Source organism: Streptomyces nigrescens, assembly GCF_027626975.1.
GTDB lineage: Bacteria > Actinomycetota > Actinomycetes > Streptomycetales > Streptomycetaceae > Streptomyces > Streptomyces nigrescens.
The window spans coordinates 1,606,822-1,631,103 of record NZ_CP114203.1 but is presented as its reverse complement, the minus strand read 5'-3'; the positions used below and the strand labels follow the sequence as shown (position 1 = coordinate 1,631,103).

Here is a 24,282-nt window from a genome sequence, read left to right as displayed (position 1 = left end):
ATCAGCCCTGATCCATCGGCTTGGGATGGATGACGGCGAAGGTCGCGCCCTGCGGATCGCTCACCACGGCCATCCGGCCGGCAACCATGTCGAAGGGCCGCTGCAGCGCCGCGCCGCCGGCCGCGGTCACCTTGTCGACCGTCTCATCGGTGTCCGCCACCGAGAAGTACGCGAGCCAGTGTGAGGGGGTGTCGGACGGCATCTGCTCGGACATCGGCTGCATTCCGCCCACCGGACGGTCCTTCACCACCAGGGAGTAGTAGTTGTCGGCGCCTTCCATGGGGGAGCTCTCGATGCCGAGGGCGGCCTTGTAGAACGTGGCGGCGGCGGACGGGTCGGTGGTGTTCAGCTCGTTCCAGATCAGCGCGCCGTGCTCGTTGACGATGCCCGCGCCGGGGAAGTCGATGGCCTGCCAGACGCCGAACACCGCGCCGGTGGGGTCGGCCGCGATACACATCTTGCCGAGCGTCATCACGTCCATGACGGGCATCAGGACCGTGCCGTCGGCACCCCGCACGGCTTGGGAGGTGGCGTCCGCGTCGGCGGCCGCCAGATAGGTGGTCCATACGGTCGGCGGCGCGGGCTGGCCGCCCATCGGCACCGCGGCCATGATGCCGGCCACCGGCTTGCCGTGGAGCTCACACACCGCGTAGCCGCCGGTCTCGGGGGGCCCGATCTCTCCCGTCCACCCGAAGACCTGGGAGTAGAAGTCGATGGCCGCTTGCTGGTCAGGGGCCGCGAGGTCGATCCAGCAGGGCGTCCCGGGCTGGTAGGGAGCTGTGACTTCAGGCATCAAGGCCTCCTCGATGGGGCACCTCCCAGACCCTTCAGGCACGGGGGAGGAGCGGAACGCGGAGGGGTACCGGCCCCGGTCGGCACGCCTCGGGAGCCACCCCACACTCACCCTCCACACTCACCGCCGTCCGCCGAGCCCGCCACTCGGATGCACCGCGGCGCCGCCCGGAGGAGCCGGGCGGCGCCGGGACGGGCAGCGGATCAGGCCACGTCGAAGGTGGCCGGGTCCGGGCCGAGCCGCTTGCCGGATTCCAGGCCGGCCAGCGCGGAGAGGTCCGCGTCATCCAGCTCGAAGTCGAAGACGTCGATGTTCTCGGCGATGCGCGAGGGGGTGACGGACTTCGGGATGACGACATTGCCGAGCTGGAGGTGCCAGCGCAGCACGACCTGGGCGGGGGTCTTGCCGTGCTTGGCGGCGAGCTCCGCGATCGTCGGGTCCTTCAGGAGGCCCTTGCCCTGGCCGAGCGGCGACCAGGCCTCGGTCACGATGTTGTGCCGGGCGTGGAAGGCGCGGGAGGCGGCCTGCTGGAACTGGGGGTGCAGCTCGATCTGGTTGACGGCCGGGACGACGGAGGTCTCGCCCAGCAGCCGCTCCAGGTGCTCGGTCAGGAAGTTGGAGACGCCGATGGCCTTGGCGCGGCCGTCCGCGTAGAGCTTCTCCACCGCCTTGTACGTCTCGATGTACGTGTCCTTGGACGGGAGCGGCCAGTGGATCAGATAGAGGTCGACGTACTCCAGGCCGAGCTTGGCCAGGGAGGTGTCGAACGCGCGGAGCGTCGCGTCGTGGCCCTGGTCGGCATTCCAGAGCTTGGTCGTGACGAAGAGCTCGTCACGGTCGATGCCGGAGGCGGCGAGCGCCTTGCCGGTGCCTTCTTCGTTGCCGTAGATCGCCGCGGTGTCGATGCTGCGGTACCCGGCGTCCAGGGCCTGGCCGACGGCGCTGAACGCCTGCTCGTCCTCGACCTGCCAGACGCCGAAGCCGAGCTGCGGCATCGCGACGCCGTTGTTGAGCGTGATGGACGGAACCTTGCTCACGGGGGAATCGATCCTTACGTCGGCATTCGTCTTCAGGGATGTCAACGATCATCCGCTGTCGCGCATTCCCGTGCGGCGGGACGGGATGCAGGAGTTGCGTCGCTTTCCGGGGCGTGCGCCGTGGCCGGGGCCGGGTGACCGCCCGCGGCCGCGGGTGCGGAGCGGGTCGCGGCGGTGAGTTCGCAGAGCGCGAACGCCCCGGCGCACAGCACCGTGAGTCCGGCACACAGTTCCAGGGCGCCGACCAGCCCCGGGAGCCCTTCGGGGACCGCGGAGGCGCCGGGGGAGAGGCCGTCGGCCACCGCCTGCCCGAGCCACAGACAGCCACCGCAGGCGAAGGCCGCGGCACTGCCGGACCAGGCCAGGACCAGCGGCGTACGGACCCTCAGCCGGGGCAGCGGGCCCGGCAGGACCAGCAGCAGCAGCCCGGCGGCGCCGGCGAGCGAGAGCAGGCCCGCGGCCCAGTCCGACGCGGAGCTGATGACGGTACGGGCGGCCACATCGGGCGCCGCCACACCCAGGGTCGAGCCCGCGCCCCAGAGGATGTGGACGGTGCCCAGCGCCGCGAGCAGCACCGCGGCGGGCAGCAGGAAGATCCGCTGCACCGCCCGGGTGCCGGTGTCCGGCAGCGCGCGCAGCGGGCGCCGCAGCAGACCGCCCCAGCGCTGGTGTGCGTACAGCGCGAAGGCGCCGAGCAGGGTGACGGCCTCGACGGCGAAGCCGCCGTAGACGACGCCGAACACCCACGGGGCGAGGAAGTCGCCGGCGGACAGCGGATTGCGGGCACCGGTGACCAGGGCGGTGACGCTGCCGCCGGCGAGGCCCGTCATCAAGGGGATGAGCAGCCCCGACGCCATCCACAACGGGAAGGCCAGCAGCCAGGCAGGGGTGCGGCAGCCGGCCGGGCGGGTGAGGGTGTGTGCCACCACGGCGGCGACGGCGTCCAGGAGGAAGGTGACGACATTGGCCGTGATCCAGGCGGCGCGGCCGATGCGGTGGTTGTCGACGACGCCGATGTCGAAGCCCAGCACCCACAGCAGCTTGAGCGCGAGGTACGGGACACAGGCGACGACCGCGAGCCGGCCGAGGAGAGTGAGGCGTCGGGTATCCATGGCAGGAGCCTCGTCGGCCGCGGCGCGGACGGCGTCCGACCGGCGGACGATCCGGGTCCGCCGGACGGGGGAGCGCCGCGGTGCCGGCCGGCGCCCACGGCCGCCCCGACCGTCACGCCTGGTACAGCGCGTCCACCTCGGCCGTGTACGTCGTCTCGATCGCCTTGCGCTTGAGCTTCAACGACGGGGTCAGCAGCCCGTGTTCCTCGCTGAACTGGTTGGCCAGTATCCGGAACGTACGGATCGACTCGGCCTGGGAGACGAGCGTGTTGGCGGCGACGACGGCGCGCCGGATCTCGGTCTCCAGGTCCGGGTCGCGCACCAGGTCGGTGGCCGGCATCTCCGGTTTGTCGCGCATGGCCAGCCAGTGGGTGACCGCCTCCGGGTCCAGGGTCACCAGCGCGGCGATGAACGGCCGGTCGTTGCCGACGACGATGCACTGGGCGACCAGCGGGTGCGCCCGTACCCGTTCCTCCAGGCCCACCGGCGAGACGGTCTTGCCGCCGGAGGTGACCAGGATCTCCTTCTTGCGGCCGGTGATGGTCAGATAGCCGTCCTCGTCCAGCGCGCCCAGGTCACCGGTGGAGAACCAGCCGTCGTGCAGCACGGCATCGGTCGCCTTGGGGTCGTTGTGGTAGCCGTGGAAGACCTGCCCGCCGTACAGCCAGATCTCGCCGTCCTCCGCGATGTGCACGGTGGTGCCCGGGACGGGGGTGCCGACGGTGCCGAAGCGGGTCCGCTCGGGCGGGTTGGCGGTGGCGGCCGCGGTGCTCTCCGTCAGGCCGTAGCCCTCGAAGATCCGCACCCCGGCGCCGGCGAAGAACAGCCCGAGCCGGCGCTCCATCGCCGAGCCGCCCGACATCGCATGCCGCACCCTGCCGCCCATGGCCGCCCGGACCTTGCTGTAGACCACCTTGTCGAAGAACTGGTGCTGCATCCGCAGCGAGGCACCGGGGCCGGAGCCGGTCCCGAAGGCCTTGTGCTCCTGCGCCTCGGCATAACGGACCGCGATCTCGACGGCCTTGTCGAACGGCCCCACCTTGCCGTCCGCCTCCGCCCGGCGCCGGGCCGCGGCGAAGACCTTCTCGAAGATGTACGGCACCGCCAGGATGAAGGTGGGCTGGAAGGTCTGCAGGTCGGGCAGGAGCGCACGGGCCGCCAGCTCGGGCTGGTGGCCCAGCTTGACCCGGCCACGGATCGCGGCCACCTGGACCATCCGCCCGAAGACATGGGCCAGCGGGAGGAACAGCAGCGTGGCCGCCTCGTCGCCCGGCTTGGAGTGGAAGACCTTCTCATAGCGCAGCACGATGTTGTCGGACTCGGCCATGAAGTTGGCGTGCGAGATCAGACAGCCCTTGGGGCGGCCGGTGGTGCCGGAGGTGTAGATGATCGTCGCCGTGGCGTCCGGCGTGACGGCCATCCGGTGGCGGTGGACGACCTCGTCGTCGATATGCGCACCGGCCGCGGTCAGTTCGGCCACCGGGTCGGCGTCCAGCTGCCACAGCTTGCGCAGCTGCGGCAGCCGGTCGATGACCGAGCCGACGGTCATCGCGTGGTCCTCGTGCTCGACCAGGCACGCCGAGACGCCCGCGTTGTGCAGCATCCAGAAGACCTGCTCCGCCGACGAAGTCGGATACAGCGGTACGGACTGGACGCCGATGGACCACAGCGCGAAGTCGAACAGGGTCCACTCATAGCGCGTACGCGACATGATGCCGACGCGGTCGCCGAACCGGACACCCTGGGCCAGCAGGCCCTTGGCCAGTGCGATGACCTCGTCCCGGAACTGTCCGGAGGTGACGTTCTGCCAGTTCCCCGCGTCGTCCTTACGCGCCAGCGCGACGCAGTCGGGGTCGGATTCGGCGTGCTCGTAGACGGCGTCCGCCAGCCCGCCGACCCGGGGCGCGGTCGCCAGAGGCGGGACGGTGAACTCGCGCAATGACCCAGCTCCTCGTGGTGTTGCTCACAAGGCCGCGACCGTACCCCACCGTGACGGCATCCGGCAGAGCCGTACCACGTCGCGAACACGGCCGCACAGGAACTGGCCAACTGGAGAAAACGGGTTACTTCGGAGAAGCGTGGACATGATCCAGCCGGTTCAACGCCGGACGATCACGACGCCGGGACCATATCTGCACCAAATCTCTGCACGTGACAGTGGATCAGCCGGTCCGTCCTGACTCCTGTCGCCGATCAGGGGAGCTGCAGGCGGTCGCCGCCCGCGAGGATCGCGTCGGCCAGTGCCTCCGCAGGGCCCCGCGCCGCGCGGTCGAGCTGTCCGTACAGGAGAACGAAATCCACGCCGCCCAGTTCCGGAAGTCCGGCACGTGGCTGAATCTGGACCAGTCCTGGCGGAATCATGCCCCTCGTATGTGCCATAACGCCCAGGCCTGCCCTGGTTGCGGCAATCAGTCCGTTCAGGCTTCCGCTGGTGCAGGCGATCCGCCATTCCCGGCCCGCGCGCTCCAGCGCCTCCAGCGCACGGGCGCGGGTCAGCGCGGGTGGCGGGTAGACGACCAACGGGACCGGGCGCTGCGGATCGAGGCGCAGCCGCTCGGCCCCCACCCACACCAGCCGGTCGCGCCAGACCAGCCGTCCGCGGGAGTCCTCCGTGCGCCGCTTGGCGAGGACGAGATCCAGCCGACCGGCCGCCTCCAGCTCGTGCAGGGTCCCCGAGAGTTCGACGGTCAGTTCCAGATCGACCTCGGGGTGGTCCCGCCGGAACTCTTCGAGGACCTCCGGCATCCGGGTCAGCACGAAGTCCTCGGAGGCGCCGAAGCGGAGCCTGCCGCGCAGCCGGGTGCCCGCGAAGAAGCTCGCGGCGCGCTCGTTCGCCTCCAGGATCGTGCGGGCGAAGCCGAGCATCGCCTCGCCGTCCTCGGTCAGCTCCACGCCATGGGTGTCCCGGGCGAACAGCCGGCGCCCGGCGGCCTCCTCCAGCTTCCGTACGTGCTGGCTCACCGTCGACTGCCGCAGCCCGAGCCGGTGCGCGGCCTGGGTGAAGCTCAGTGTCTGCGCCACGGCGAGAAAGGTGCGCAGCTGGGCGGGTTCGAACACGGGCCCTCCGTCCCTGGCCGGCCCTCGGGCCTGCCGGCCCCTGGGCGCTCATCGCCAACTGTAATAACAGTGACCACGGTAAGAGGGGTTCCCGATCGCTGCAGCTCACGGCACCCTGGACAGGGCCCAGGCACAGGGCCCGCCCAGGCCACAGGACCCGCCCAAGGCCACAGGACCCGCCCAGGCCCCGTGCCCGCCCGGGCCACCGTGCCCCGAGCCGCCGAACGACCGAAGAGAGACCATGCGCCGCCCCCCTCTGCCCAAGCTCCTGTCCCGGCTGCCCGTGGACGGCTACATCCTGGCGTTGGTGGGCACCGTCGCCCTGGCCGCGCTGCTGCCCGCCCGCGGACCGGCCGCCACCGCCGCCGAGGGTGCCTCCACCGGAGCCGTAGCGCTGCTCTTCTTCCTCTACGGCGCCCGGCTCTCCACCCGGGAGGCGATGGACGGCCTGCGCCACTGGCGGCTCCATCTCACCGTCCTGGCCTGCACCTTCGTCGTCTTCCCGGTACTCGGCCTGGCCGCCCGCGGACTGGTCCCCCAGATCCTGCCGCCGACCCTCTACACCGGTCTGCTGTTCCTGTGCCTGGTGCCGTCCACGGTCCAGTCCTCGATCGCCTTCACCTCCATCGCCCGCGGCAATGTCGCGGCGGCGATCTGCGCCGGCTCGTTCTCCAGCCTGGTGGGCATCGTCGTCACCCCGCTGCTGGCGGGCCTGGTCCTGCACGGGGGCGGCGGCGGCTTCTCCGCCGGGTCACTGGTCTCGATCGTCTGCCAGCTCCTGCTGCCGTTCCTCGCCGGGCAGTTGCTGCGGCGGTGGGTCGGGAACTGGCTCATCCGGCACAAGAAGGCCCTCGGCTACGTGGACCGCGGCTCGATACTGCTCGTCGTCTACACCGCCTTCAGCGCCGGGATGGTCCAGGGCATCTGGCACCAGGTCTCCGCGCTGCGGCTGCTGTGTCTGCTGGGGGTGGAGGCCGTGCTGCTCGCGGTGATGCTGTCCGCCACCTGGTACGGCTCGAAGAAGCTCGGCTTCCACCGGGCGGACCGGATCGCGATCACCTTCGCCGGCTCCAAGAAGAGCCTGGCGGCCGGTCTCCCGATGGCCAGCGTCCTCTTCGGCGCACAGGCCGGGCTCGCGGCGCTGCCGCTGATGGTGTTCCACCAGATGCAGCTGATGGTCTGCGCGGTCCTCGCGAAGCGTTTCGCGGCGTCCGCGGCCCCGGAGGCGGCAGTGGCGGGCGCCGCCGCGGGAAGCGCTGCGGTGACGGAGGCCGCGGGGGATGTGGTGGCCAGCGGGGAGCGGCGTTAGCGGAGCCCCGTGCGGTTCAGGGGTTCAGGGGCAGGCTGCGTGCCGGTCCCCGCGGGCCCGCCCCGGTCCGTAAGACGCCCATGGCCCGCCCGACGCGATCGCGTCCAGGCAGGCCATGGATGTTGTCGTCCGCCGCGCCGATCAGTTCTTCGCTGATCAGTTCTTCGCGCCTCCCCGCACCCGGTCCAGCGACAGCCCCGTGACCAGCGGGCCGTTCGCCGGGGCGTTGCCGGCCCGTACGCCGGACAGTTCGGCGTCGGTCAGCGCCCGCCGGTAGACGCGTACCTCGTCCAGTGCACCGGTGAACTGGACGCGGCTGTCGGGCTTCTGGCCGAGGTGGACGCCGAAGACCGAGCCGCGGCTGACCGACCCGGGGACACCGGGGGCGACGGTGGTCTCGCCCCCGTCCACGGTGAGCAGCAGCCGGCCGCCACTACGGCGCAGCGCCAAATGGTGCCAGCTGCCGTCGTTGTAGGCGTCGTTGGTCACCGCCTGGGCGGTGGCGGGCGGTTGGGCGCCGTCGACAGCGGTGAGGCGGGCGACGATCCGGTCATGGGCGGGGTCGCCCGCGAGTGAGACCTGCGGGGACCTGGTGCCCACACCGCCCATCCACAGCAGCGGCTGTTCACCGGTGGTGGCGTCATAGCGGAACCACAGGCTGCAGGTGAACTCGCCGGTGCCCAGGGGGAGGGAGCGGCGGAAGGGGAGGCGTACCGCATCGTCGATGCCGTCGAAGGACAGCGCCCGGCCGAAGTGGCCGTCGGTGCCGCGGGCGCCGCCCAGGACGAGCGCCGGCCGGGCGCCGGGGGCGGTGTCGCGGGTCGTGGGATCCGGGGCGCGCCGCGGGCCGAGCCAGTCCTCGGTGAAGCGGGCGAAGCGGATCTCGTCCCGGGCGTCGACCGCGCCGCCCTCATACATCAGGCCGGTGACCTCATGGGAGATGGCGACCAGATCGGAGTAGCCGGACCAGTCGGTGGCGACCCGGGCGCCGCGGTCGGCGCTCTCCCAGGTGCGGCCCTCGTCATAGGAGGAGCGGATGGTCATGGTCCGGCGCCGGTCGGGGTCGGCGGGTGCCGCGAACAGGGTGCGGCTGCGGCCGGTGCTCGGGTGCGGCAGGCGCAGCGCCGAGCCCTGCACCATCGGGGTGTAGAGGTCGGGGAGGGCGCGGAACGGTGCGACGAAGGAGCCGCCGCCGTCGCGGCTGACCGCCGCGGTGCGATGGCCCAGGTCGGTGCCGTCCTGTTCGCGGCCGTTGACGTAGACCGAGCCGTCGGAGCGCTCCAGGAGGGTCATCTCCGAGGGCTTTTGACGGAACGTCCCACCCGGCGCGACGGGCCAGGTGTCCAGCGCGCCGACCTTCCAGGTGGCGCCGCCGTCGTCGCTGTGGATCAGGGCGGCGTGGTTGGCGGTGACCCGGTGGTCCGCGTAGCTCTCGGCATTCATGCTGAACACCAGCCGGCCCGCGTGCCGTCCGTGGGTGAGCTGGATGCCGTGCACCGGACCGGTGGCGTACCAGGAGTTCCACTGCGGAGGCCGGATGCTGTCGGTCAGGTCCCGGGGCGGGGACCAGGTCGAGCCGTCGTCGTCGCTGTACTGGAGATGAGGGGTGCGATCGCAGGGGACATCACAGCTGAGGCCGTCGGTGCGGCCCTTGTTGTAGGTCTCGGCAAGGACGATACGGCCGGTGCGGCGGTCCACGATGGGCGCCGGATTGCCGTGGGTGTCGCCGTTTCCGCGGTTGATGACCTGAAGCGGTCCCCAGGTCCGGCCGCCGTCGGTGGAGCGCTTGAGGACGAGGTCGATATCGCCCGCGTCGCCGCAGTCGTGCCGCCGGCCCTCGGCGAACGCGAGCAGGGTCCCGCGCGTGGACTGCACGACGGCCGGTATACGGAAGCAGTAGTAGCCCTTCTCTTGCGACGCCTTGAAGAGGATCTGCTGGTCGAATCCACCGGCGGGGGCGGCGGGGGAGCCCGGCGCACCGTCCGGCGCGGCATGGACGGGGGCGGTCGGCAGGAGGGCGACGGCGGTGGCGGTCAGTGCGGCGAGCAGGGCCGCGACGCGGCGTCGCCGGGGTCTGCTGCGGGGGCTGGGGTGTGCGCGGAGAACTGACGTCATGGTCCGGCCTGCCCTTCGAGGCATCGGCGTCGGGTCATCAGGACATCCCACGTCCTATGTGCATCGCGACGGAAGCTACTGCCGCGTGCGGACCGCGACAAGGAGCATGCGCCGGTTCTCCGTGCCGCAGCCGGAATTCACTCTCCCGGCTCGCAGGTACTGCGCCGGGTGCGCCGGGTGCGCCGGGTGCGCCGGGTGCGCCGGGTGAGCCGGGTGCGCTGCGGGGGCCGGGAGTGCCGCGTGTGCCCGGCGCACCGCATGTGCCGTATACGCCCGTCGGATCTCATGGCCGCAGCACCACCTTGCCGAGATTGGCCCGGGCCTCGATGATCTCGTGCGCCTTCGCGGCCTCGTCCAGCGGCAGTTCGGCATGGACGGCGGCCCGCAGCCGGCCGGACCCGGCCAGCTCCCACAGCTGTGCGCGGTGCTCCTCGTACAGCTCCCGCTGGACGGTGGAGAAGCGGCGCATCGTCAGCCCGGTGATGGTCTTGTCGCCCGCCAGCAGTTCATACGCCGGGACCGTGCCGCCACCGGAGTTGAAGAAGATCAGCCGGCCGCCGGGAGCCAGCGCGGCCAGCGCCCGCGGCAGCAGCTCGCCGCCGACGCCGTCCAGGACGACATCGGCCGGTGCACCCCAGGACTCCTGGTCATAGGTCACCACCTCATCGGCCCCCAGCCCGCGGAGGAACTCCGCCTTGGCGGCCGAGGTGACGGCGGCCACCACCCGGGGCACCCCCTGGAGCTTGGCCAGTTGGACGGCGAGATGCCCGGTGGCGCCGGCCGCGCCGGTGATCAGTACGGACTCGGCGCCCCGCGGTGCGGCGGTGCTGAGCGCGGCGAGCGCGACATGCCCGCTGCGCACCAGCGCCACCGCCTCCACGGCGCTCGCCCCGTCCGGTATCCGGCTCGCCAGAAAGGCGGGCGCGAGGGCGAGTTCGGTATAGGAACCGGTGAAGGTGAGCGAGGTGACGCGGTCGCCGGGGGCGAAGCCGGTGACGTCCGGGCCGAGCGCGACGACCGTACCGGCGACCTCTCCGCCAGGCATGGAGGGCAGCGGATCGCCGCCCCCGTTGCCGTCACCGCGGACCCGCCGTACGCACGGCAGCGTGACGCCGATCGCCTCCGTACGCACCAGGAGTTCACCCGGGCCGGGCACCGGCTCCTCCGCCGTCTCCTCGACGCGCAGGACGTCGGGACCGCCGTAGGAATGGAATCGGACGCGGCGCATGGGCGGGCACCTCCAGGGTCGGCAGCCGGTGCGTACCGGCCAGGCTTCATTGGGTTCCCCAACGATAACGACAAGCCGTTGGGCCTGCCAATGGTTTTTCATTGGGCTCTCCAATGGCTTTCTCGCTACGGTGGCCCCATGGCCGACACTCCGTACGCCCCCAGCCGTATCCGCGCCCTCCCTAGTTGGCTGCTGGGCAGGGCCGCCGCGCGCGGCCACCGCCTGGTCGCCGACGCCCTCGCCGCAGAAGGCATGCGGATGATGCATCACGCCGTCCTCTCGGCGGTCGCCGAACTCGGTCCGGTCTCCCAGGCGGAGCTCGGCCGGACGCTGGCCATCGACCCCAAGGACATGGTCGCGATCGTCAACGACCTCCAGAAGGACGGGCTGGTGACCCGCACCCCCGACCCCAAGGACCGGCGCAAGAACGCCGTCGAGATCTCCGCCGACGGACGGCGGCGGCTGCGCCGCACCCAGCAGCTCGGCGACGAGGCCAACGCGGAGCTGACCGCGGCCCTGACCCCGGCCGAACGCGAGCAGTTGATCGCCCTGCTGACCCGGATCACGCTGCCGGAGGGGTGAGGCGCGGCCGCCGGGTCGTGCGCGGTGTGCGCCTCAGTCCGTGGAGGCCGCCGCGCTCAGGGCGAGCCGGTGCTCACCCGCGTACACATTCATCGAGGTGCCGCGCAGAAACCCGACCAGGGTCAGTCCGGTCTCGACGGCCAGATCGACGGCGAGCGAGGACGGCGCCGAGACCGCGGCCAGCACGGGAATGCCCGCCATCACCGCCTTCTGCACCAGCTCGAACGACGCCCGGCCGGAGACCATCAGCACACAGGAGGACAGTGGCAGCCGCCCCTGTTGCAGCGCCCGCCCGACGATCTTGTCGACGGCGTTGTGCCGCCCCACGTCCTCCCGGATGTCGAGCAGCTCACCGTCCGTCGTGAACAGCGCCGCGGCATGCAGGCCCCCCGTCCGCTCGAACACCCGCTGGGCCGCCCGCAGTCGGTCGGGGAGGGCGCTGAGCGTCGCCGGTTCGATCCGGACGGGAGTGTCGGGGGAGGTGTCCAGGGGCCAGCGGGCGGTGGTGCGGACCGCGTCCAGGCTGGCCTTGCCGCACAGCCCGCACGACGAGGTCGTGTAGACATTGCGCTCCAGGGTGATGTCCGGGACCGGAACCCCGTCCGCGAGCCGGACGTCGACCACGTTGTAGGTGTTGCTCCCACCCTCACCGGTGGCCCCCGCGCAGTAGACGATGTTCGCCAGTTCGGCGGCGCTCGCCAGGACGCCCTCGCTGACGAGGAAGCCGGCGGCGAGCGCGAAGTCGTCCCCCGGGGTGCGCATGGTGATCGCCAGCGGCTTGCCGCCGAGCCGGATCTCCATCGGCTCCTCGGCGACGAGGGTGTCCGGGCGGGTGCTCACGGCACCGTCGCGGATCCGGATGACGCGGCGTCGCTCGGTGACCCGTCCCATGTCTGATCAGTCCCGTCCGCACCGGGCCGGCGCAGTCCCGGTGCTGTATGTGTCGTCGGCCCAAGCGGCCCTTGATACGGAGATCGCCGTGGCCACCGGCTGCCGCGGGGGCGAGGTGACCTCGGCGTTCTCATTCTCCTGCACGGGGCGGGTGGGGCGGTGCGCCGGGGACGGACGGTGTCAGTTCTGCATCTCGCGGCCCCCGAACGCGCCCGAGCCGTCGGCCGCGGACCAGGCCGCCGCCAGTCCGGTCTGGTCCAGCGTCCGCCAGTCCGGGGTGTCCTGCACCAGGAACCGGCCCAGCCGCCGTCCCAACTCGACCATCGCCCGGCCGGTCACACCCCGCTCGGCGCCGTACATGTCCAGGGCATCCGGCCGCTCCGGTACGGCGCGCAGCGCGGCTTCCAGGGCGGCGGCATCCTGCAGCGCCTTCACCGCACCCCCGGCCGTGTGCGGGCGGGCGACGGTGGCGGCGTCGCCCGCGAGCAGCAGCCGGCCGGCGGTGTAGCGCGGTGCCGTGAAGTCGTACATCGGCTGGATGAACAGCTCATCGCGGGGCGTCAGCCGGATCAGCCCTCCCCAGTAAGGCGGCAGCAACTCATCGGTGACATGGGCGAGATGGGTGTACAGAGCGTCGGTGAGGGTGCCGGGCGGCAGGCTTGTGGGGGACTCCAGCGCCAGGTCGAGGCCTGCGGGCGGGGCGGTGTACAGGACCCAGTTGGCGCGGTGGCCGCCCTGGCCGTCCGGGATGCGGTAGATGATGACGTGGCCGCCGGGGAAGACGACGTAGATACAGTCCTCCACCGCCCAGGGGGTGGCCGGCAGGCCGGGGAAGTCGAGTGCCGCCAGCCGCTCGGCGGGAACGGCGCCGCGCCAGGCCAGATAGCCGGCGTAGCCGGGCCGCACCTCGGGAAACGCGGCGTCGCGGACCGTCGAGCGGTAGCCGTCGGCGCCGATGACCAGGTCGAAGCGCTCGGTACGGTCTCCGGCGTGAGGCCGCGCGCCTCCGCTCTTGTCGGTGTCGGTGCCGGTGCCGGTGCCTCCGCTTCCGTCGCCGTCGTAGAGTTGCAGGGTGGCGCCGTCCGCGGAAGTGCCGGCCCCGGCCACCCGTACGCCCGGCCGGAAGACGGTGTCTTCAGGCAGCCGCTGCCGTAACTCCCGCCAGAGCGGCCCCCAGCAGTACGAGCGGAACGGGAAGGGCAGGACGGCGAGCGGGCGGCCGAGCGGTGCGGCGCCGTCGCGGTGGTACCAGCGGCGGGTGGTCAGCTGCACCCAGGGCATGGCGGCATCGAGGTATCCGGCGGCCGCGAGTTCGGCGTACCGGGCGTCGTGCACCGCCAGGCCGACGCCGCGGTCGGCGAGGTGGCCGGCGGTGCGTTCGAGGACGGTGATCCGGCCCGCGCCGGCGCGATGCGCGGCAAGAGCTGTGGCGCAACCGGCGATACTGCCGCCCACGACGGCGACATCGGCCCCTGCGATCTGAATGCGATCTGTGTTCATACGGCGGGTCCCCCCTGCACTCTCCGGCGGCCGGTGGTCGGCCGGCGGCCTGCTGTCGACGGGGCACATTCTCACAGGAGTTGCCCCTTTCCGGACGTGATCCACGCGGCGGAGCAGCGGGTCGTCCAGGAGGGGGCAGGGGATGCGCGTGCGGCGACCTCGGTTGTCCGGAGGGGGACGTCGGGGGTGCCCCTGTCGCCCCTGTCGCCGGGACGTGGCTGCTTCCGCGTACGACGGCCGACCGTGGACCGGTCACGAGCACGAGCCCGGCCGGCTGTCGGAGAAACAGGAGGAAGACGGAGGGATGGCCGGGCCGTGGTGTGGGTAGGTGGTTGAACCGGGGCCTGGTCAGCGCCCCGGATTCCGGGCCGGCCGACCGCCATGGCCCGCGAGGAACGGCCCGGTGACGGGATCTGTGGGGGATCCCGCCACCGGGCGTACCGAAGACACCGCCCCCTTACGGGGGTGGGGAGTCCACCGACAGCGGCGGCCTCGCTCATCGCCGCTGAACCCGTGCCGAACTCCTCCTTCTCCCGGCCCTCTTCACCGTTTCGGGCGCTCTGCTCGTGGGCCATCACGGCCGCCCACCACCGGCACCACCACCGGACCGCGCCCGCCCCGGGCGCCTGTGACCGGTGCCGGCACCCTCCCACCGAAATGGCTGGAACAGGCTCATCCCACCTCACCCCACCCGGTCCGATCCGCGAGACCAGCCCAGGTCACCGGCCTCTGTCCGGGTAATGTGCAGCCGATCACGGATGACGTGCCCGAAGCACGACACCACATCAGGCACCCGACCGACCACGAATGGCGAGACGCACATGAGCGAAGGGACAGCACCGGCGGCCGGCGAAGCGGCCTCCGTCGCCGACGAGGCGGCCCGTGAGCGGCTGCTCTACCTGCGCGGCAGCATCGACAACCTCGACGCCGCCCTTGTGCATCTGCTCGCCGAGCGCTTCAAGTGCACCCAGCAGGTCGGCGAACTCAAGGCCCGGCACAGCCTGCCGCCCGCCGACCCGGCCCGGGAGGCCGCGCAGATCGAACGGCTGCGCCGGCTGGCCGAGGACGCCAAGCTGGACCCGGCGTTCGCCGAGAAGTTCCTGAACTTCATCATCGGCGAGGTCGTCCGCCACCACCGGGCGATCGCCGACCGTACGCACGAGGCGTCGGCGGAACCGGCGGAACCGGCCGGACCCACCGCGGGCTGAGCCCCGTACGCACGACGGACGCCATGGCACCGCCCGCGCGGCAACCGCCCCGCGGGCGCCCTCGTCTCCGACGCGGCCGGCAGCACACCGGCCGCGAAGCCCGCGGCGCACGGCCGTGAAGCCCGCAGTCCACCGGCCGCGAAGCCGACGGCGCCCCGCCCGCGAATCCCACGGCGCACGGCCGTGAAGCCACCGGCCGCGAAGCCCACGGCCCACCGGCCGCGAATCCCACACTCCACAGGCCATGAAGCCGACAGCGCCCCGCCCGCGAAGAACCACGCCCTACAGGCAGCTCGGCGACGGGGCCGACCCCTCGGAGGCCCCTCCCACCCGCAAATTGGCGCAGCTCGTCCTTGACCATCCGCCCCACGGTCGCCTCACCCAGCTGGCCCCGCCGCCCATGCCGAGTGACACTCGCCATACCTGATGCCGGACCGTCCCGCAGTGTCACCGCGCCCACTACCGTCCAGTAACACGGTTCCCCCGGGAGCCGCCCGAGCGCCACCACCCTGCCCCTCCGGCCGTGCACCGAGAGCGGAGACACACGATGGCCACCACCCCCGAATCCCCCGCGGACCCGCGGCACAGCGCCCGCCCCGCGCCCGCCCCGACGCTCGTCCTGAAGCCCGGTACGTCCTGGCAGGACGCCTGGCAGCGCAGTCTGGCCGCGGCCCCCGAGGCGTTCCGCGACGACCACGCCCTCAACCTCTGGGGCGCCGCCTGGCACCCGGACGGCCACCCGCTGCCCGCCACCAGCCCCGTCGACGGGAGCCCCATCGCCGGTCCGCCCCGGCTCGACGCGGACGCCGCGCTGCACGCCGTACGCGCCTCCCTCGACCAGCACCGGGCCTGGCGCCAGGTCCCGTTGGCCGAACGCAAGGCCCGGATCTCCGCCACCCTCGACGCGCTGACCGAGCACCGCGAACTGCTCGCCCTCCTCCTCGTCTGGGAGATCGGCAAACCCTGGAAGCTCGCGCAGGCGGACGTCGACCGGGCCATCGACGGGGTCCGCTGGTACGTCTCCGAGATCGACCGGATGCTCGTCGACCGCACCCCGCTGCCCGGCCCGGTCAGCAACATCGCCAGCTGGAACTACCCGATGTCGGTCCTGATCCACGCGATGCTCGTGCAGGCGCTGGCCGGCAACGCGGTGATCGCCAAGACGCCCACCGACGGCGGTCTGGTCTGTCTCACCCTCGCCTGCGCCCTGGCCGCCCGGGAGGGCGTCCCGGCCACCCTGGTCAGCGGCAGCGGCAAGGAGCTCTCGCCCTCCCTCGTCCGCTCACCCGAGATCGGCTGTGTTTCGTTCGTCGGCGGCCGGGACACCGGCGCCCGGGTCGCCACCGCGGTCGCCGACCTCGGCAAACGCCACATCCTCGAACAAGAGGGCCTCAACACCTGGGGCATCTGGAACTTCACCGACTGGCCGGCCCTGACGCCGCTGCTCCGCAAGACCTTCGACTACGCCAAGCAGCGCTGCACCGCCTACCCTCGCTTCGTCGTCCAGCGCGAGGCCTTCGCCGACTTCCTCGCCGCCTACCTCCCGGCCGTCCGCAGCGTCCGTTTCGGCCACCCCCTGGCCGTCGCGGACCCCGCCGACCCGCTCCCCGAACTCGACTTCGGCCCGCTGATCAACGCCGCCAAGGCCAAGGAACTCGCCGATCTCACCAACGAGGCGATCTCCCGGGGCGCGGTCCCCCTGCACCGCGGCGGCCTGGCGGACGGTCACTTCCTGCCCTCCCAGGACACCTCGGCCTACCTCCCGCCGACCACCCTCCTGGCCCCGCCCCCGTCCTCCCCGCTCCACCACGCCGAGCCGTTCGGCCCCGTCGACACCCTCGTCCTCGTCGACACCGAGGCGGAACTCCTCGCCGCCATGAACGCCAGCAACGGCGCCCTGGTCGCCAGCCTTTCCTGTGACGACAAGGACACCTACGACCGCCTCGCACCGCAGATCCGCGCCTTCAAGGTCGGCCACGGCAAGCCCCGTTCCCGAGGCGACCGCGATGAGCTCTTCGGCGGCTTCGGCAACTCCTGGAGCGGTGCGTTCGTCGGCGGTGAACTCCTCGTCCGCGCCGTCACCGAAGGCCCGGCGCCCGAACGCCTGCCGGGCAACTTCCCCGACTACCACCTGATGCCCTGACGAGGGCGCGAAACCGGCGGCCCTAGCCGATCCCCTGCCGATCGGGGGACGAGGCGAACCGCCGGTCCGGCGCCGACGGCACCGCACGCTCCACCGCCTGCAACAGGAGCGTGCGGTGCCGCACCAGCGGCTCCCGGCGCGGCTCCGGCGCGAGCAGCAGCAGATCATCGATCCCGGCCAGCATCCGCCGGGTGACCTGCGGACTGTGCACCGCGGCCGCCCGGATCTCGGTGAGCCCCAGGTCCACCAGATCGGCCCAGCCCGGCACGTTCTGCACCAGCCGCACGGCTCCCCGGCGGTCCCGGTGGTGCACCGCCCCGAGCGGCCGCCGCACCACCGCCGCGAGAATCTGCACGATCCGGTCCAGGCACTGCACGGCCGTGGTCGGATCGTTCACCGCCGGCGACAGCGCACGCAGCGCGATGTCCGACAACTGCCGCAGCCCGAGCCCGAGATCCTGGTGAAAGGTCCGCTCCACCCCCACCGACACCGTGCGCCGCAGCGCCCACCGGGGCGGCGTCGTCCCGCCGTGCACCGCCAGCACCGGCGTTCCCGGCAGCACGAAGTCCCCGATCCGCGGAATCAGCCGCAGCACGACGCCCTGCCGCCGCGCCACCCGCACCAGCCGCGCCACATGCGCATCCAGCACGACCCCGGCCCGGCCCGCATGCGCCACGCGCCCCGTCTCGGGCGCCAGGGAGGCCCCGTCCTCCGCGCCCTCCCCGCCCGTGCCCTGCCGCGCCAGCATCCGCAGCGTCTCCCGGGTGATCCGGTCGACCACCGGCCCCACCTGCATCAGCCGCAGCGTGGCCGACACATACGCGATGAACAGCAGCAGACTGAGTGCCACCAGGACCATCGTCAGCAGGTTCTGCACCACGGGCACCGACGTGACCTGCCGGACATCGGTCTCACTCTCGTACGAGGTGAGCACCAGCAGGGAGAAGAGGAAGGTCGCCAGGAACACCGTGAGCGTGATCTTGCTGATCCGGCTCCGGATGAAGATCCGCACCACCCGCGGGGTGAGCTGACCGCTGGCCATCTGCACGGCGACCAGCGAAATGCTGAAGACCACACCGATGAAGGTCATCATCGCCGAGCTGATCGTCGTCACGATCGTCCTGGTGTCCTCGGCGATCGACACCAGTTCCCGGACCGCCGCGTACGCCTTCTCGCGCTGCAGCAGCGCGATGATCTCCAGATCGAGCGTCGACGCCCCCCACCACAGCAGCACCGCACCCACCAGCCCCACCGACGGCGCGAACCAGAAGGTGTCCCGCAGATGCTCCCGCAGCGGTGACAGCGCACGTGGCCTGCGCGGACCACTGATATGTGCGATATGTCCCTCATTGCCCATAAATCGAGGTTATGTGGGCGACGGATACGCAGGTGAAGGGCACTCCGAAAGCTTGGTATTGTTGTCCATGTCGCTGCGGGGAACGCCCCGCGAAGATCACACCTAGTCCGGGTGGCGGAATGGCAGACGCGCTAGCTTGAGGTGCTAGTGCCCTTTATCGGGCGTGGGGGTTCAAGTCCCCCCTCGGACACCAGCGAAACCCCTGCTGAGCAGGGGTTTTCTGCATTTCTGGGGCGACGGGACAAGAGGTGTCCAAAATGCCTGTTCCATCCCCTTTGTTTGGGAGTATCCTGAAGACCGGCCTACGGGGCGAGCGAGGGAGTTCGACCGGACTGGCCTCGGGGAAGGGAGCTCTGGCTCTCGCCGAGGACAAGAGGAAAGGTCGGGCTGAGAGGCCGAAAGGTCGTAAGACCGGACGGCGACCCCCAAGCACCTGATCCGGACAATGCCGGCGAAGGGAGCCCACCTCGTAGGTCTTTTGTGTGCGCCGGTCAGCCGCTCCGCATCATGTCCGCGCACTTCTCCCCGATCATCATCGTCGTGATGCACGGATTCACGGCCGGCAGGAACGGCATCACCGAACCGTCGGCCACCCTCAGACCCGTGACGCCCTTGACGCGCAGCTGGGGGTCGAGCGGTGTGACCTGGTCGTCGGCGGCGCCCATCCGGACCGTGCAGGCGGGGTGGTAGACGGTGTTGTGCGTGGTGCGGATGTAGTCGAGGAGCTCGGTGTCGGAGCGGGCGGAGGGGCCCGGGGCGAGTTCGGTGCCGGCCCAATCGGCCATGGGGGACTGGGAGATGATCTCGCGGGCGAGCCGCAGGCCGTGGATCATGACGCGCTGATCGTGTTCGTCGGTGAAGTAGCGCGGGTCGACCTTGGGCTTGTCACGGAAGTCGCGGGTGCGCAGGCGCACGGTGCCCAGGGAGCGGGCGCGGGTGACGTTCGGGGTGAGACAGAAGGCGTTCTCCGAGGTGGGGTAGCCGCGGCGGTAGGTGTTCATGTCGAAGGGCACCTGGCCGTAGTGGAACATCAGGTCCGGGCGGTCCAGACCGGGCTCGGTGTCGGCGAAGATGCCGATCTCCCACCACTGGGTGGAGGAGCGGACCATGGGCTTCTTGGCGTCCCACATGATCACGCCCTCCGGGTGGTCCTGGAGGTAGGAGCCGACGCCGGGGGAGTCGACGATCGGTTCGATACCGGTGGCGCGCAGATGGGTGGCCGGGCCGATGCCGGAGAGCATCAGGAGCTTCGGGGAGTCGATGGAGCCGCAGGAGACGACGGTCTCACGGCGGGCGTTGACCGTGCGGGTGTGGATCAGGTCGGGGGCGAGGTAGTCCACACCGGTGCAGTGCCGTGCGGAGTCGAAATTCAGGCGCCTGGCCTGAAGACCGGTGCGTACGTCGAGGTTCTTGCGGGTGCCCATGACGGGGTGGAGGTAGGAGACCGAGGCGGAGGAACGGATGCCGTCGGGGCGGCAGTTGATCTGGAACCAGTTCGCGCCGCGGATGACGGTCTCGCCGGTGTTGAAGGCAGTGGTCGGGATACCGGCCGCCGCGCAGGCCTCCAGGAGGGCCGCACCGCAGGGGTCGTGGGGCGGGATGGTGCGCACGACGACCGGGCCGTTGCGGCCGTGGTGGTCGCCGGCGGCGTCGTTGTTCTCCAGCCGCTGGTAGAGCGGGAAGCAGTCGGCCGCGCTCCACCCCGTACAGCCCATCGCGGCCCACTCGTCGAGGTCCTCGGCCGGGGCCCAGAAGGCGATACAGGAGTTGTGCGAGGAGCAGCCGCCGAGCACCTTGGCGCGGGCGTGCCGCATGAAGCTGTTGCCGTTCTCCTGCGGTTCGACCGGATAGTCCCAGTCGTAGCCGGATTCCAGCAGCCCCATCCAGCGGTCCAGGCGCAGCACGTTCTCGTCGCCGACGTCGGAGGGGCCGGCCTCCAGCAGGCATACGGTGACGGTCGGATCCTCGCTGAGCCGGGCCGCCACGACGGCGCCGGCCGTGCCGCCGCCGACCACGACATAGTCGAACTCGTCCACAGGGGCCTCTTCGGACATCGTGCCGTCTCCAGATCAGGGGGTGGGGTTGCCTGCGTCGCCCGGGGTGCCGCCGTCCGGGCGGACGGCGGCGTGCATGGCGAGGACGCCCGTGCGCTTGCGCTGGACGAACCAGTAGTAGGCGAAACCGCCGATCGCCACGACGCCGATGAACAAGAAGGCGCCCCAGCGCAGATACCAGTGCTGCGGGCCGGTCGCGTTGTAGACCGCGGCGCGCGGCCAGGCGAGGTTGAGTGACATCGCGATGCCCCAGAGGACCGCCAGGATGTTCACCGGAATACCGAACCTGCCGAGGGAGAACTTGCCCTTGGCCGGCGTCCAGTTGCCCCGCAGCCGCTGGACCAGCATCGGCAGGGTGACCGACAGATACGCCAGATAGATCATGATGATCGCGATGCTGGTGATCACCGAGAAGATCTGCGGCTGGTTGACGTTGATGACCAGGATGCCGACCGCCACCAGCCCGATGACGACGGCCGGCAGCACCGGCGTCTGGAAGCGGGGGCTGACCTTGGCGAGCAGGGAGGCGGCCGGGAGGTTGTTGTCCCGGGCCATCGCGAACGCCAGCCGGATGCCGGCGGTGTGCACCGCCAGTTCGCACACGGTGATCGCGATGACCACACACCAGAGCACGATCTGCCCCACGGTCGAGCCCAGCGTGGAGAGCACCACGTACTGCAGCCCGTCCACCTTCAGCTGTTCGGCCTGCAGATCGGGCACCGAGAGCAGGGCGAAGAGCAGGATCAGACCGCCGATGAGGAAGGACGCGACCAGTGCCCGCAGGATCGCGCGGGGGGCGTTGCGGCCGGGGTCCTTGGACTCCTCACCGAGCGACGAGGCGGTGTCGAAGCCGTACATGACGTAGGCCGAGGCCAGTGACGCGGTCAGGAACGCGCCGAAGTAGCCGAGGCTCTCGCCCTCGCCCAGACCGAAGGTGTCGGTCACCACGTCGGGGCCGCGGGTGACATGCGCGGCGAGCAGCAGGATCAGGACGATGGCGGCGATCAGCTCGATCGCCACGCCCGCGGAGTTGATCCGCGCCATGAGCTTGACGCCGAAGGCGTTGACCAGGGTGGTGAAGGTGATCAGCACGGTGCCGAGCAGTACGGCGTTCTCGGCCGCGGACTTGCCGGTGCCGTCGCCGATGAACTGGAACCACGACGAGATCTGCGGCAGCGTCACCTGGTAGGCCAGCGCCACCGCGGACAGCGAGACCATGGTCGCGGTCACCATCATCCAGCCGCCGAGCCAGCCGATGTGCGGGCCGCCGAGCTTCTTGGCCCAGTTGTAGACCGATCCGGCCACCGGATAACGGGCGGCCAGCTCACAGAAGCACAGCGCCACCATCAGCTGTCCGGCGAAGACCATCGGCCAGGACCACCAGTACGCCGGGCCGCCATGGGCGATACCGAAGTAGAACAGCTGGAAGGTGCCGGTGAGGATGGAGATATAGCTGATTCCGGCGGCGAAGGTGTGGAAGTTGCCCAGCGTGCGCTTGAGTTCCGGCTTGTAGCCGAGTTCGGCGATCGCGTCGTCGTCGTGCGAACCGTCGGCCCGGGTGCCGGGGCGGGAGGATTCGGGACCGGTCACTCGAACCACCTCTGCGGCCGTGGCGCGGTGTTGCGCCAGACGTGCTTGGCCTCCTGGTACTCGGCCAGCCCCGCGGGCCCCAGCTCACGGCCGACGCCCGACTGCTTCATCCCGCCCCACTCCGCCTGTGGCACATACGGATGGAAGTCGTTGATCCACACCGTTCCCGCGCGCAGCCGGGCGGCGACCCGGTGGGCACGCTCGCTGTCCTGGGTCCACACCGCCCCGGCCAGTCCGTACACCGTGTCGTTGGCGAGCGAGACCGCCTCGTCCTCGTCGCGGAACCGCTCGACGGTCAGCACCGGGCCGAAGCTCTCGTCGCGGACGACGGACATGTCCGGGGTGCACTCGTCCAGCACGGTCGGCAGATAGTAGAAGCCGTTCGCCAGCGACGGATCGTCGGGTGCGGAGCCGCCGCAGAGCAGTACGGCGCCCTCGTCGAGCCCGGCCGACACATACGCCTCGACCTTGGCGCGGTGCGCGGCCGAGATCAGCGGGCCGGTGCGGGCATGCTCGTCGAACGGCCCGCCGAGCCGGATCCGCTGGGCGCGGGAGACCAGTTCGTCGACGAAGGCATCGTGCAGCTCCTCCTGGACGAGCAGCCGGGCGCCCGCCGAGCAGACCTGCCCGGAGTGCAGAAAGACCGCCATCAGGGCGTAGTCCACGGCGGTGTCGAAGTCGGCGTCCGCGAAGACGATGTTCGGGTTCTTGCCGCCCAGCTCCAGCGCGATCTTCTTCACGGTGGGCGCCGCCGCGGCCATGATGCGCCGGCCGGTGAGCAGACCGCCGGTGAACGACACCATGTCCACCCGCGGATCCTCGGTCAGCAGGGCACCCACGGCCGGGCCGGTGCCCAGCACCAGGTTGGCGGCCCCGTCGGGCAGTCCGGCCTCGGCCAGCAGCCGCATGAGGTGGATGGCGGTGTGCGGGGTCAGCTCACTGGGCTTCAGGACGAAGGTGTTGCCCGTGACCAGACAGGGCGCGACCTTCCAGGCGGTCTGCAGCAGCGGGTAGTTCCAGGGGGTGATCAGCGCGCAGACACCGACCGGCTCGTGGCACACCGTGCTGGCGATCTCCGCGGCACCTGCGTCCACCACCCGGTCGGTGCCCCCGGCCGCGCCGAGGTTGCCGAAGTAGCGGAAGCAGTTGGCGATGTCGTCCATGTCGTAGCCGCTCTCGACCAGCCGCTTGCCGGTGTCCAGCGACTCGGCCCGGGCCAGCGCGTCCCGGTCGCGCTCCAGCAGCTCGGCGACGCGCAGCACCAGCCGGCCGCGCTCGGCCGCCGGGGTACGGGGCCAGGGCCCGTCGTCGAACGCCGTACGGGCCGCGGAGATCGCCGCCGCCGCTTCCTTCGGCCCGCCCTCGTCCACGGTCGCGACCAGCGTGCCGTCCGCGGGGCAGCGGATCTCGCGCACCTGCCCGTCGGCCGCTGCGGTCCACTGACCGCCGATGAACAGCTCCGGCATGGTGGTGCCTCCGGTCTCCGGGCTCGTACGGGGCGGCCGCGGCGGGCGCGGCCGCCCCGGCCGGCGGCGTCAGGCCGCCGGTCGGCCCGCCGTGCGGACCTCGGTGACGATCACTGCACCGAGAGTAAGACGGGCGGTGCGGCTCCGCACGGTACGAGGGGCCGGGGGAGAGGGGAGCGGCACCGGGCGGGGCCGACGGAGTGACACGGGCGGGCGGACAGGAGAATGGAGGGATGGGCAGCGAGCTGGGCCGGGACCGGAAGCCGGAGCGTGACGGGGATCGGGGTCGGGATCGGGAGGAGCCGGCCACGGGGCGGCACCCCGTCCCTGACGTCGCGGCGTACCTCTCCGGGCGCTGGAGCATCGAGCGCACCGTCCACGACCTGCGGACCGGCGCCGAGGGCAGCTTCCGCGGCACCGCCGCATTCCGGCCCGACGCGGCCGGCGGGGGGCTGCTGCACAGCGAGGAGGGGCAGCTGAGCTGGGGCGGGACGGTGGCTCCGGTGAGCCGCACCCTGCGCGTACGGCCCCGCCCGGACGGCACCGCCGCGATCGAGTTCGCCGACGGACGGCCCTTCCACGACCTCGACCTGCGGACCGGCCGGTGGACCACCGTCCACCCCTGTGCCGCGGACCGGTACGAGGGGACCTTCACCGCCGTCGGGCCGGACACCTGGCATCTGGAGTGGCGGGTCGGCGGTCCGGCGAAGGACCAGTTGCTGTGCTCGGTCTACCGGCGGCTGGGGTGACCGCGACCGGGCCGGTGCGGGCGTCCGCGGGGCCGTCCCCCGTACACAGCGCACAGCACCCCCGGGGACAGATGTCCGCGGGGGTGCCGGC

At 71.5% G+C, this 24,282-nt stretch carries 18 protein-coding genes and 1 tRNA gene; 6 read left to right on the top strand and 13 right to left on the bottom strand.

Going from position 1 to position 24,282, the window contains the following annotated elements; genetic code table 11:
- Window position 1: 1 nt before the first annotated feature.
- The 5 genes from STRNI_RS07360 to STRNI_RS07340 all read right to left on the bottom strand — a co-directional run bounded on the left by STRNI_RS07360 (window position 2) and on the right by STRNI_RS07340 (window position 5,999).
- Window positions 2-793, bottom strand: a complete 792-nt coding sequence (locus tag STRNI_RS07360; protein ID WP_018090528.1) for a VOC family protein — start codon at window positions 791-793, stop codon at window positions 2-4.
- Window positions 794-996: 203 nt separating this feature from the next.
- Window positions 997-1,830, bottom strand: a complete 834-nt coding sequence (locus tag STRNI_RS07355) for an aldo/keto reductase (protein ID WP_159485106.1) — start codon at window positions 1,828-1,830, stop codon at window positions 997-999.
- 41 nt (window positions 1,831-1,871) lie between these two features.
- Window positions 1,872-2,942: a hypothetical protein gene (locus tag STRNI_RS07350; RefSeq protein ID WP_277410774.1), complete on the bottom strand. Its 1,071-nt coding sequence runs from the start codon at window positions 2,940-2,942 to the stop codon at window positions 1,872-1,874.
- 112 nt (window positions 2,943-3,054) lie between these two features.
- Window positions 3,055-4,881, bottom strand: a complete 1,827-nt coding sequence (locus tag STRNI_RS07345; protein WP_277410773.1) for an AMP-dependent synthetase/ligase — start codon at window positions 4,879-4,881, stop codon at window positions 3,055-3,057.
- A gap of 254 nt (window positions 4,882-5,135) precedes the next feature.
- Window positions 5,136-5,999, bottom strand: coding sequence for a LysR family transcriptional regulator (locus STRNI_RS07340; RefSeq protein WP_018090532.1), 864 nt, complete (start codon window positions 5,997-5,999; stop codon window positions 5,136-5,138).
- A 241-nt stretch (window positions 6,000-6,240) separates the two neighbouring features.
- Here STRNI_RS07340 and STRNI_RS07335 point away from each other — a divergent pair, with 241 nt between their 5' ends.
- Window positions 6,241-7,308 (top strand): bile acid:sodium symporter family protein, encoded by a 1,068-nt coding sequence (locus STRNI_RS07335; RefSeq protein ID WP_277410772.1) that lies wholly within the window; start codon window positions 6,241-6,243, stop codon window positions 7,306-7,308.
- Between the two features lie 156 nt (window positions 7,309-7,464).
- On the opposite strand, the gene STRNI_RS07330 is transcribed toward STRNI_RS07335, so the two are convergent.
- Together STRNI_RS07330 and STRNI_RS07325 are read right to left on the bottom strand one after the other, a co-directional pair.
- Entirely contained in the window at window positions 7,465-9,423 is a 1,959-nt protein-coding gene (locus STRNI_RS07330) for a sialidase family protein (protein ID WP_277410771.1), read from the bottom strand.
- Between the two features lie 283 nt (window positions 9,424-9,706).
- Window positions 9,707-10,651, bottom strand: a complete 945-nt coding sequence (locus tag STRNI_RS07325) for a quinone oxidoreductase family protein (RefSeq protein WP_277410770.1) — start codon at window positions 10,649-10,651, stop codon at window positions 9,707-9,709.
- A gap of 138 nt (window positions 10,652-10,789) precedes the next feature.
- On the opposite strand from STRNI_RS07325, the gene STRNI_RS07320 reads away from it, so the two are divergent.
- Window positions 10,790-11,233 carry a MarR family winged helix-turn-helix transcriptional regulator gene (locus tag STRNI_RS07320; RefSeq protein ID WP_277410769.1) on the top strand — a complete coding sequence of 148 codons (444 nt, stop codon included), beginning with the start codon at window positions 10,790-10,792 and terminating at the stop codon, window positions 11,231-11,233.
- 33 nt (window positions 11,234-11,266) lie between these two features.
- Here the strand turns inward: STRNI_RS07320 and fdhD are convergent, their stop codons facing one another.
- Both fdhD and STRNI_RS07310 read right to left on the bottom strand, forming a co-directional pair.
- Window positions 11,267-12,124 carry a formate dehydrogenase accessory sulfurtransferase FdhD gene (fdhD, locus tag STRNI_RS07315; RefSeq protein WP_274739208.1) on the bottom strand — a complete coding sequence of 286 codons (858 nt, stop codon included), beginning with the start codon at window positions 12,122-12,124 and terminating at the stop codon, window positions 11,267-11,269.
- A 180-nt stretch (window positions 12,125-12,304) separates the two neighbouring features.
- Window positions 12,305-13,624, bottom strand: coding sequence for an FAD-dependent monooxygenase (locus STRNI_RS07310; protein ID WP_277410768.1), 1,320 nt, complete (start codon window positions 13,622-13,624; stop codon window positions 12,305-12,307).
- Between the two features lie 821 nt (window positions 13,625-14,445).
- Here STRNI_RS07310 and STRNI_RS07305 point away from each other — a divergent pair.
- Window positions 14,446-14,832, top strand: a complete 387-nt coding sequence (locus STRNI_RS07305) for a chorismate mutase (RefSeq protein WP_018090539.1) — start codon at window positions 14,446-14,448, stop codon at window positions 14,830-14,832.
- A 547-nt stretch (window positions 14,833-15,379) separates the two neighbouring features.
- Window positions 15,380-16,975 (top strand): aldehyde dehydrogenase family protein, encoded by a 1,596-nt coding sequence (locus STRNI_RS07300; protein ID WP_277410767.1) that lies wholly within the window; start codon window positions 15,380-15,382, stop codon window positions 16,973-16,975.
- A gap of 22 nt (window positions 16,976-16,997) precedes the next feature.
- Here the strand turns inward: STRNI_RS07300 and STRNI_RS07295 are convergent, their stop codons facing one another.
- Window positions 16,998-18,332, bottom strand: a complete 1,335-nt coding sequence (locus tag STRNI_RS07295; protein WP_159485092.1) for a DUF2254 domain-containing protein — start codon at window positions 18,330-18,332, stop codon at window positions 16,998-17,000.
- A 105-nt stretch (window positions 18,333-18,437) separates the two neighbouring features.
- Between STRNI_RS07295 and STRNI_RS07290 the strand changes: the two genes are divergently transcribed.
- Window positions 18,438-18,525 (top strand) — tRNA-Leu (locus STRNI_RS07290).
- Window positions 18,526-18,823: 298 nt separating this feature from the next.
- Here the strand turns inward: STRNI_RS07290 and STRNI_RS07285 are convergent.
- The 3 genes from STRNI_RS07285 to STRNI_RS07275 are packed head-to-tail and all read right to left on the bottom strand — an operon-like array spanning window position 18,824 to window position 23,442.
- The gene (locus tag STRNI_RS07285; protein WP_274739212.1) at window positions 18,824-20,386 is read right to left on the bottom strand and encodes a GMC family oxidoreductase; all 1,563 of its coding nucleotides are present in this window, start codon (window positions 20,384-20,386) and stop codon (window positions 18,824-18,826) included.
- Window positions 20,387-20,401: 15 nt separating this feature from the next.
- Complete coding sequence (locus tag STRNI_RS07280) at window positions 20,402-21,985, bottom strand: APC family permease (RefSeq protein WP_106430898.1); 1,584 nt, start codon at window positions 21,983-21,985, stop codon at window positions 20,402-20,404.
- Entirely contained in the window at window positions 21,973-23,442 is a 1,470-nt protein-coding gene (locus tag STRNI_RS07275) for an aldehyde dehydrogenase family protein (RefSeq protein WP_018090544.1), read from the bottom strand. Before STRNI_RS07275 ends, STRNI_RS07280 begins: the two co-directional genes overlap by 13 nt.
- 233 nt (window positions 23,443-23,675) lie before the next feature.
- Here STRNI_RS07275 and STRNI_RS07270 point away from each other — a divergent pair, with 233 nt between their 5' ends.
- On the top strand, window positions 23,676-24,191 hold the full coding sequence (locus STRNI_RS07270; protein WP_277410766.1) for a DUF6314 family protein: 516 nt from the start codon (window positions 23,676-23,678) through the stop codon (window positions 24,189-24,191).
- Window positions 24,192-24,282: the final 91 nt, after the last annotated feature.

Excerpts from the sequence above, each read along its gene's own strand:
- STRNI_RS07285 (WP_274739212.1), bottom strand. The coding sequence starts at position 20,386 with ATGTCCGAAGAGGCCCCTGTGGACGAGTTCGACTATGTCGTGGTCGGC.
- STRNI_RS07350 (WP_277410774.1), bottom strand. The coding sequence starts at position 2,942 with ATGGATACCCGACGCCTCACTCTCCTCGGCCGGCTCGCGGTCGTCGCC.
- STRNI_RS07360 (WP_018090528.1), bottom strand. The coding sequence starts at position 793 with ATGCCTGAAGTCACAGCTCCCTACCAGCCCGGGACGCCCTGCTGGATC.
- STRNI_RS07330 (WP_277410771.1), bottom strand. The coding sequence starts at position 9,423 with ATGACGTCAGTTCTCCGCGCACACCCCAGCCCCCGCAGCAGACCCCGG.
- STRNI_RS07275 (WP_018090544.1), bottom strand. The coding sequence starts at position 23,442 with ATGCCGGAGCTGTTCATCGGCGGTCAGTGGACCGCAGCGGCCGACGGG.
- STRNI_RS07270 (WP_277410766.1), top strand. The coding sequence starts at position 23,676 with ATGGGCAGCGAGCTGGGCCGGGACCGGAAGCCGGAGCGTGACGGGGAT.
- STRNI_RS07310 (WP_277410768.1), bottom strand. The coding sequence starts at position 13,624 with ATGAACACAGATCGCATTCAGATCGCAGGGGCCGATGTCGCCGTCGTG.
- STRNI_RS07305 (WP_018090539.1), top strand. The coding sequence starts at position 14,446 with ATGAGCGAAGGGACAGCACCGGCGGCCGGCGAAGCGGCCTCCGTCGCC.
- STRNI_RS07320 (WP_277410769.1), top strand. The coding sequence starts at position 10,790 with ATGGCCGACACTCCGTACGCCCCCAGCCGTATCCGCGCCCTCCCTAGT.
- STRNI_RS07325 (WP_277410770.1), bottom strand. The coding sequence starts at position 10,651 with ATGCGCCGCGTCCGATTCCATTCCTACGGCGGTCCCGACGTCCTGCGC.
- STRNI_RS07335 (WP_277410772.1), top strand. The coding sequence starts at position 6,241 with ATGCGCCGCCCCCCTCTGCCCAAGCTCCTGTCCCGGCTGCCCGTGGAC.
- STRNI_RS07295 (WP_159485092.1), bottom strand. The coding sequence starts at position 18,332 with ATGGGCAATGAGGGACATATCGCACATATCAGTGGTCCGCGCAGGCCA.
- STRNI_RS07300 (WP_277410767.1), top strand. The coding sequence starts at position 15,380 with ATGGCCACCACCCCCGAATCCCCCGCGGACCCGCGGCACAGCGCCCGC.
- fdhD (WP_274739208.1), bottom strand. The coding sequence starts at position 12,124 with ATGGGACGGGTCACCGAGCGACGCCGCGTCATCCGGATCCGCGACGGT.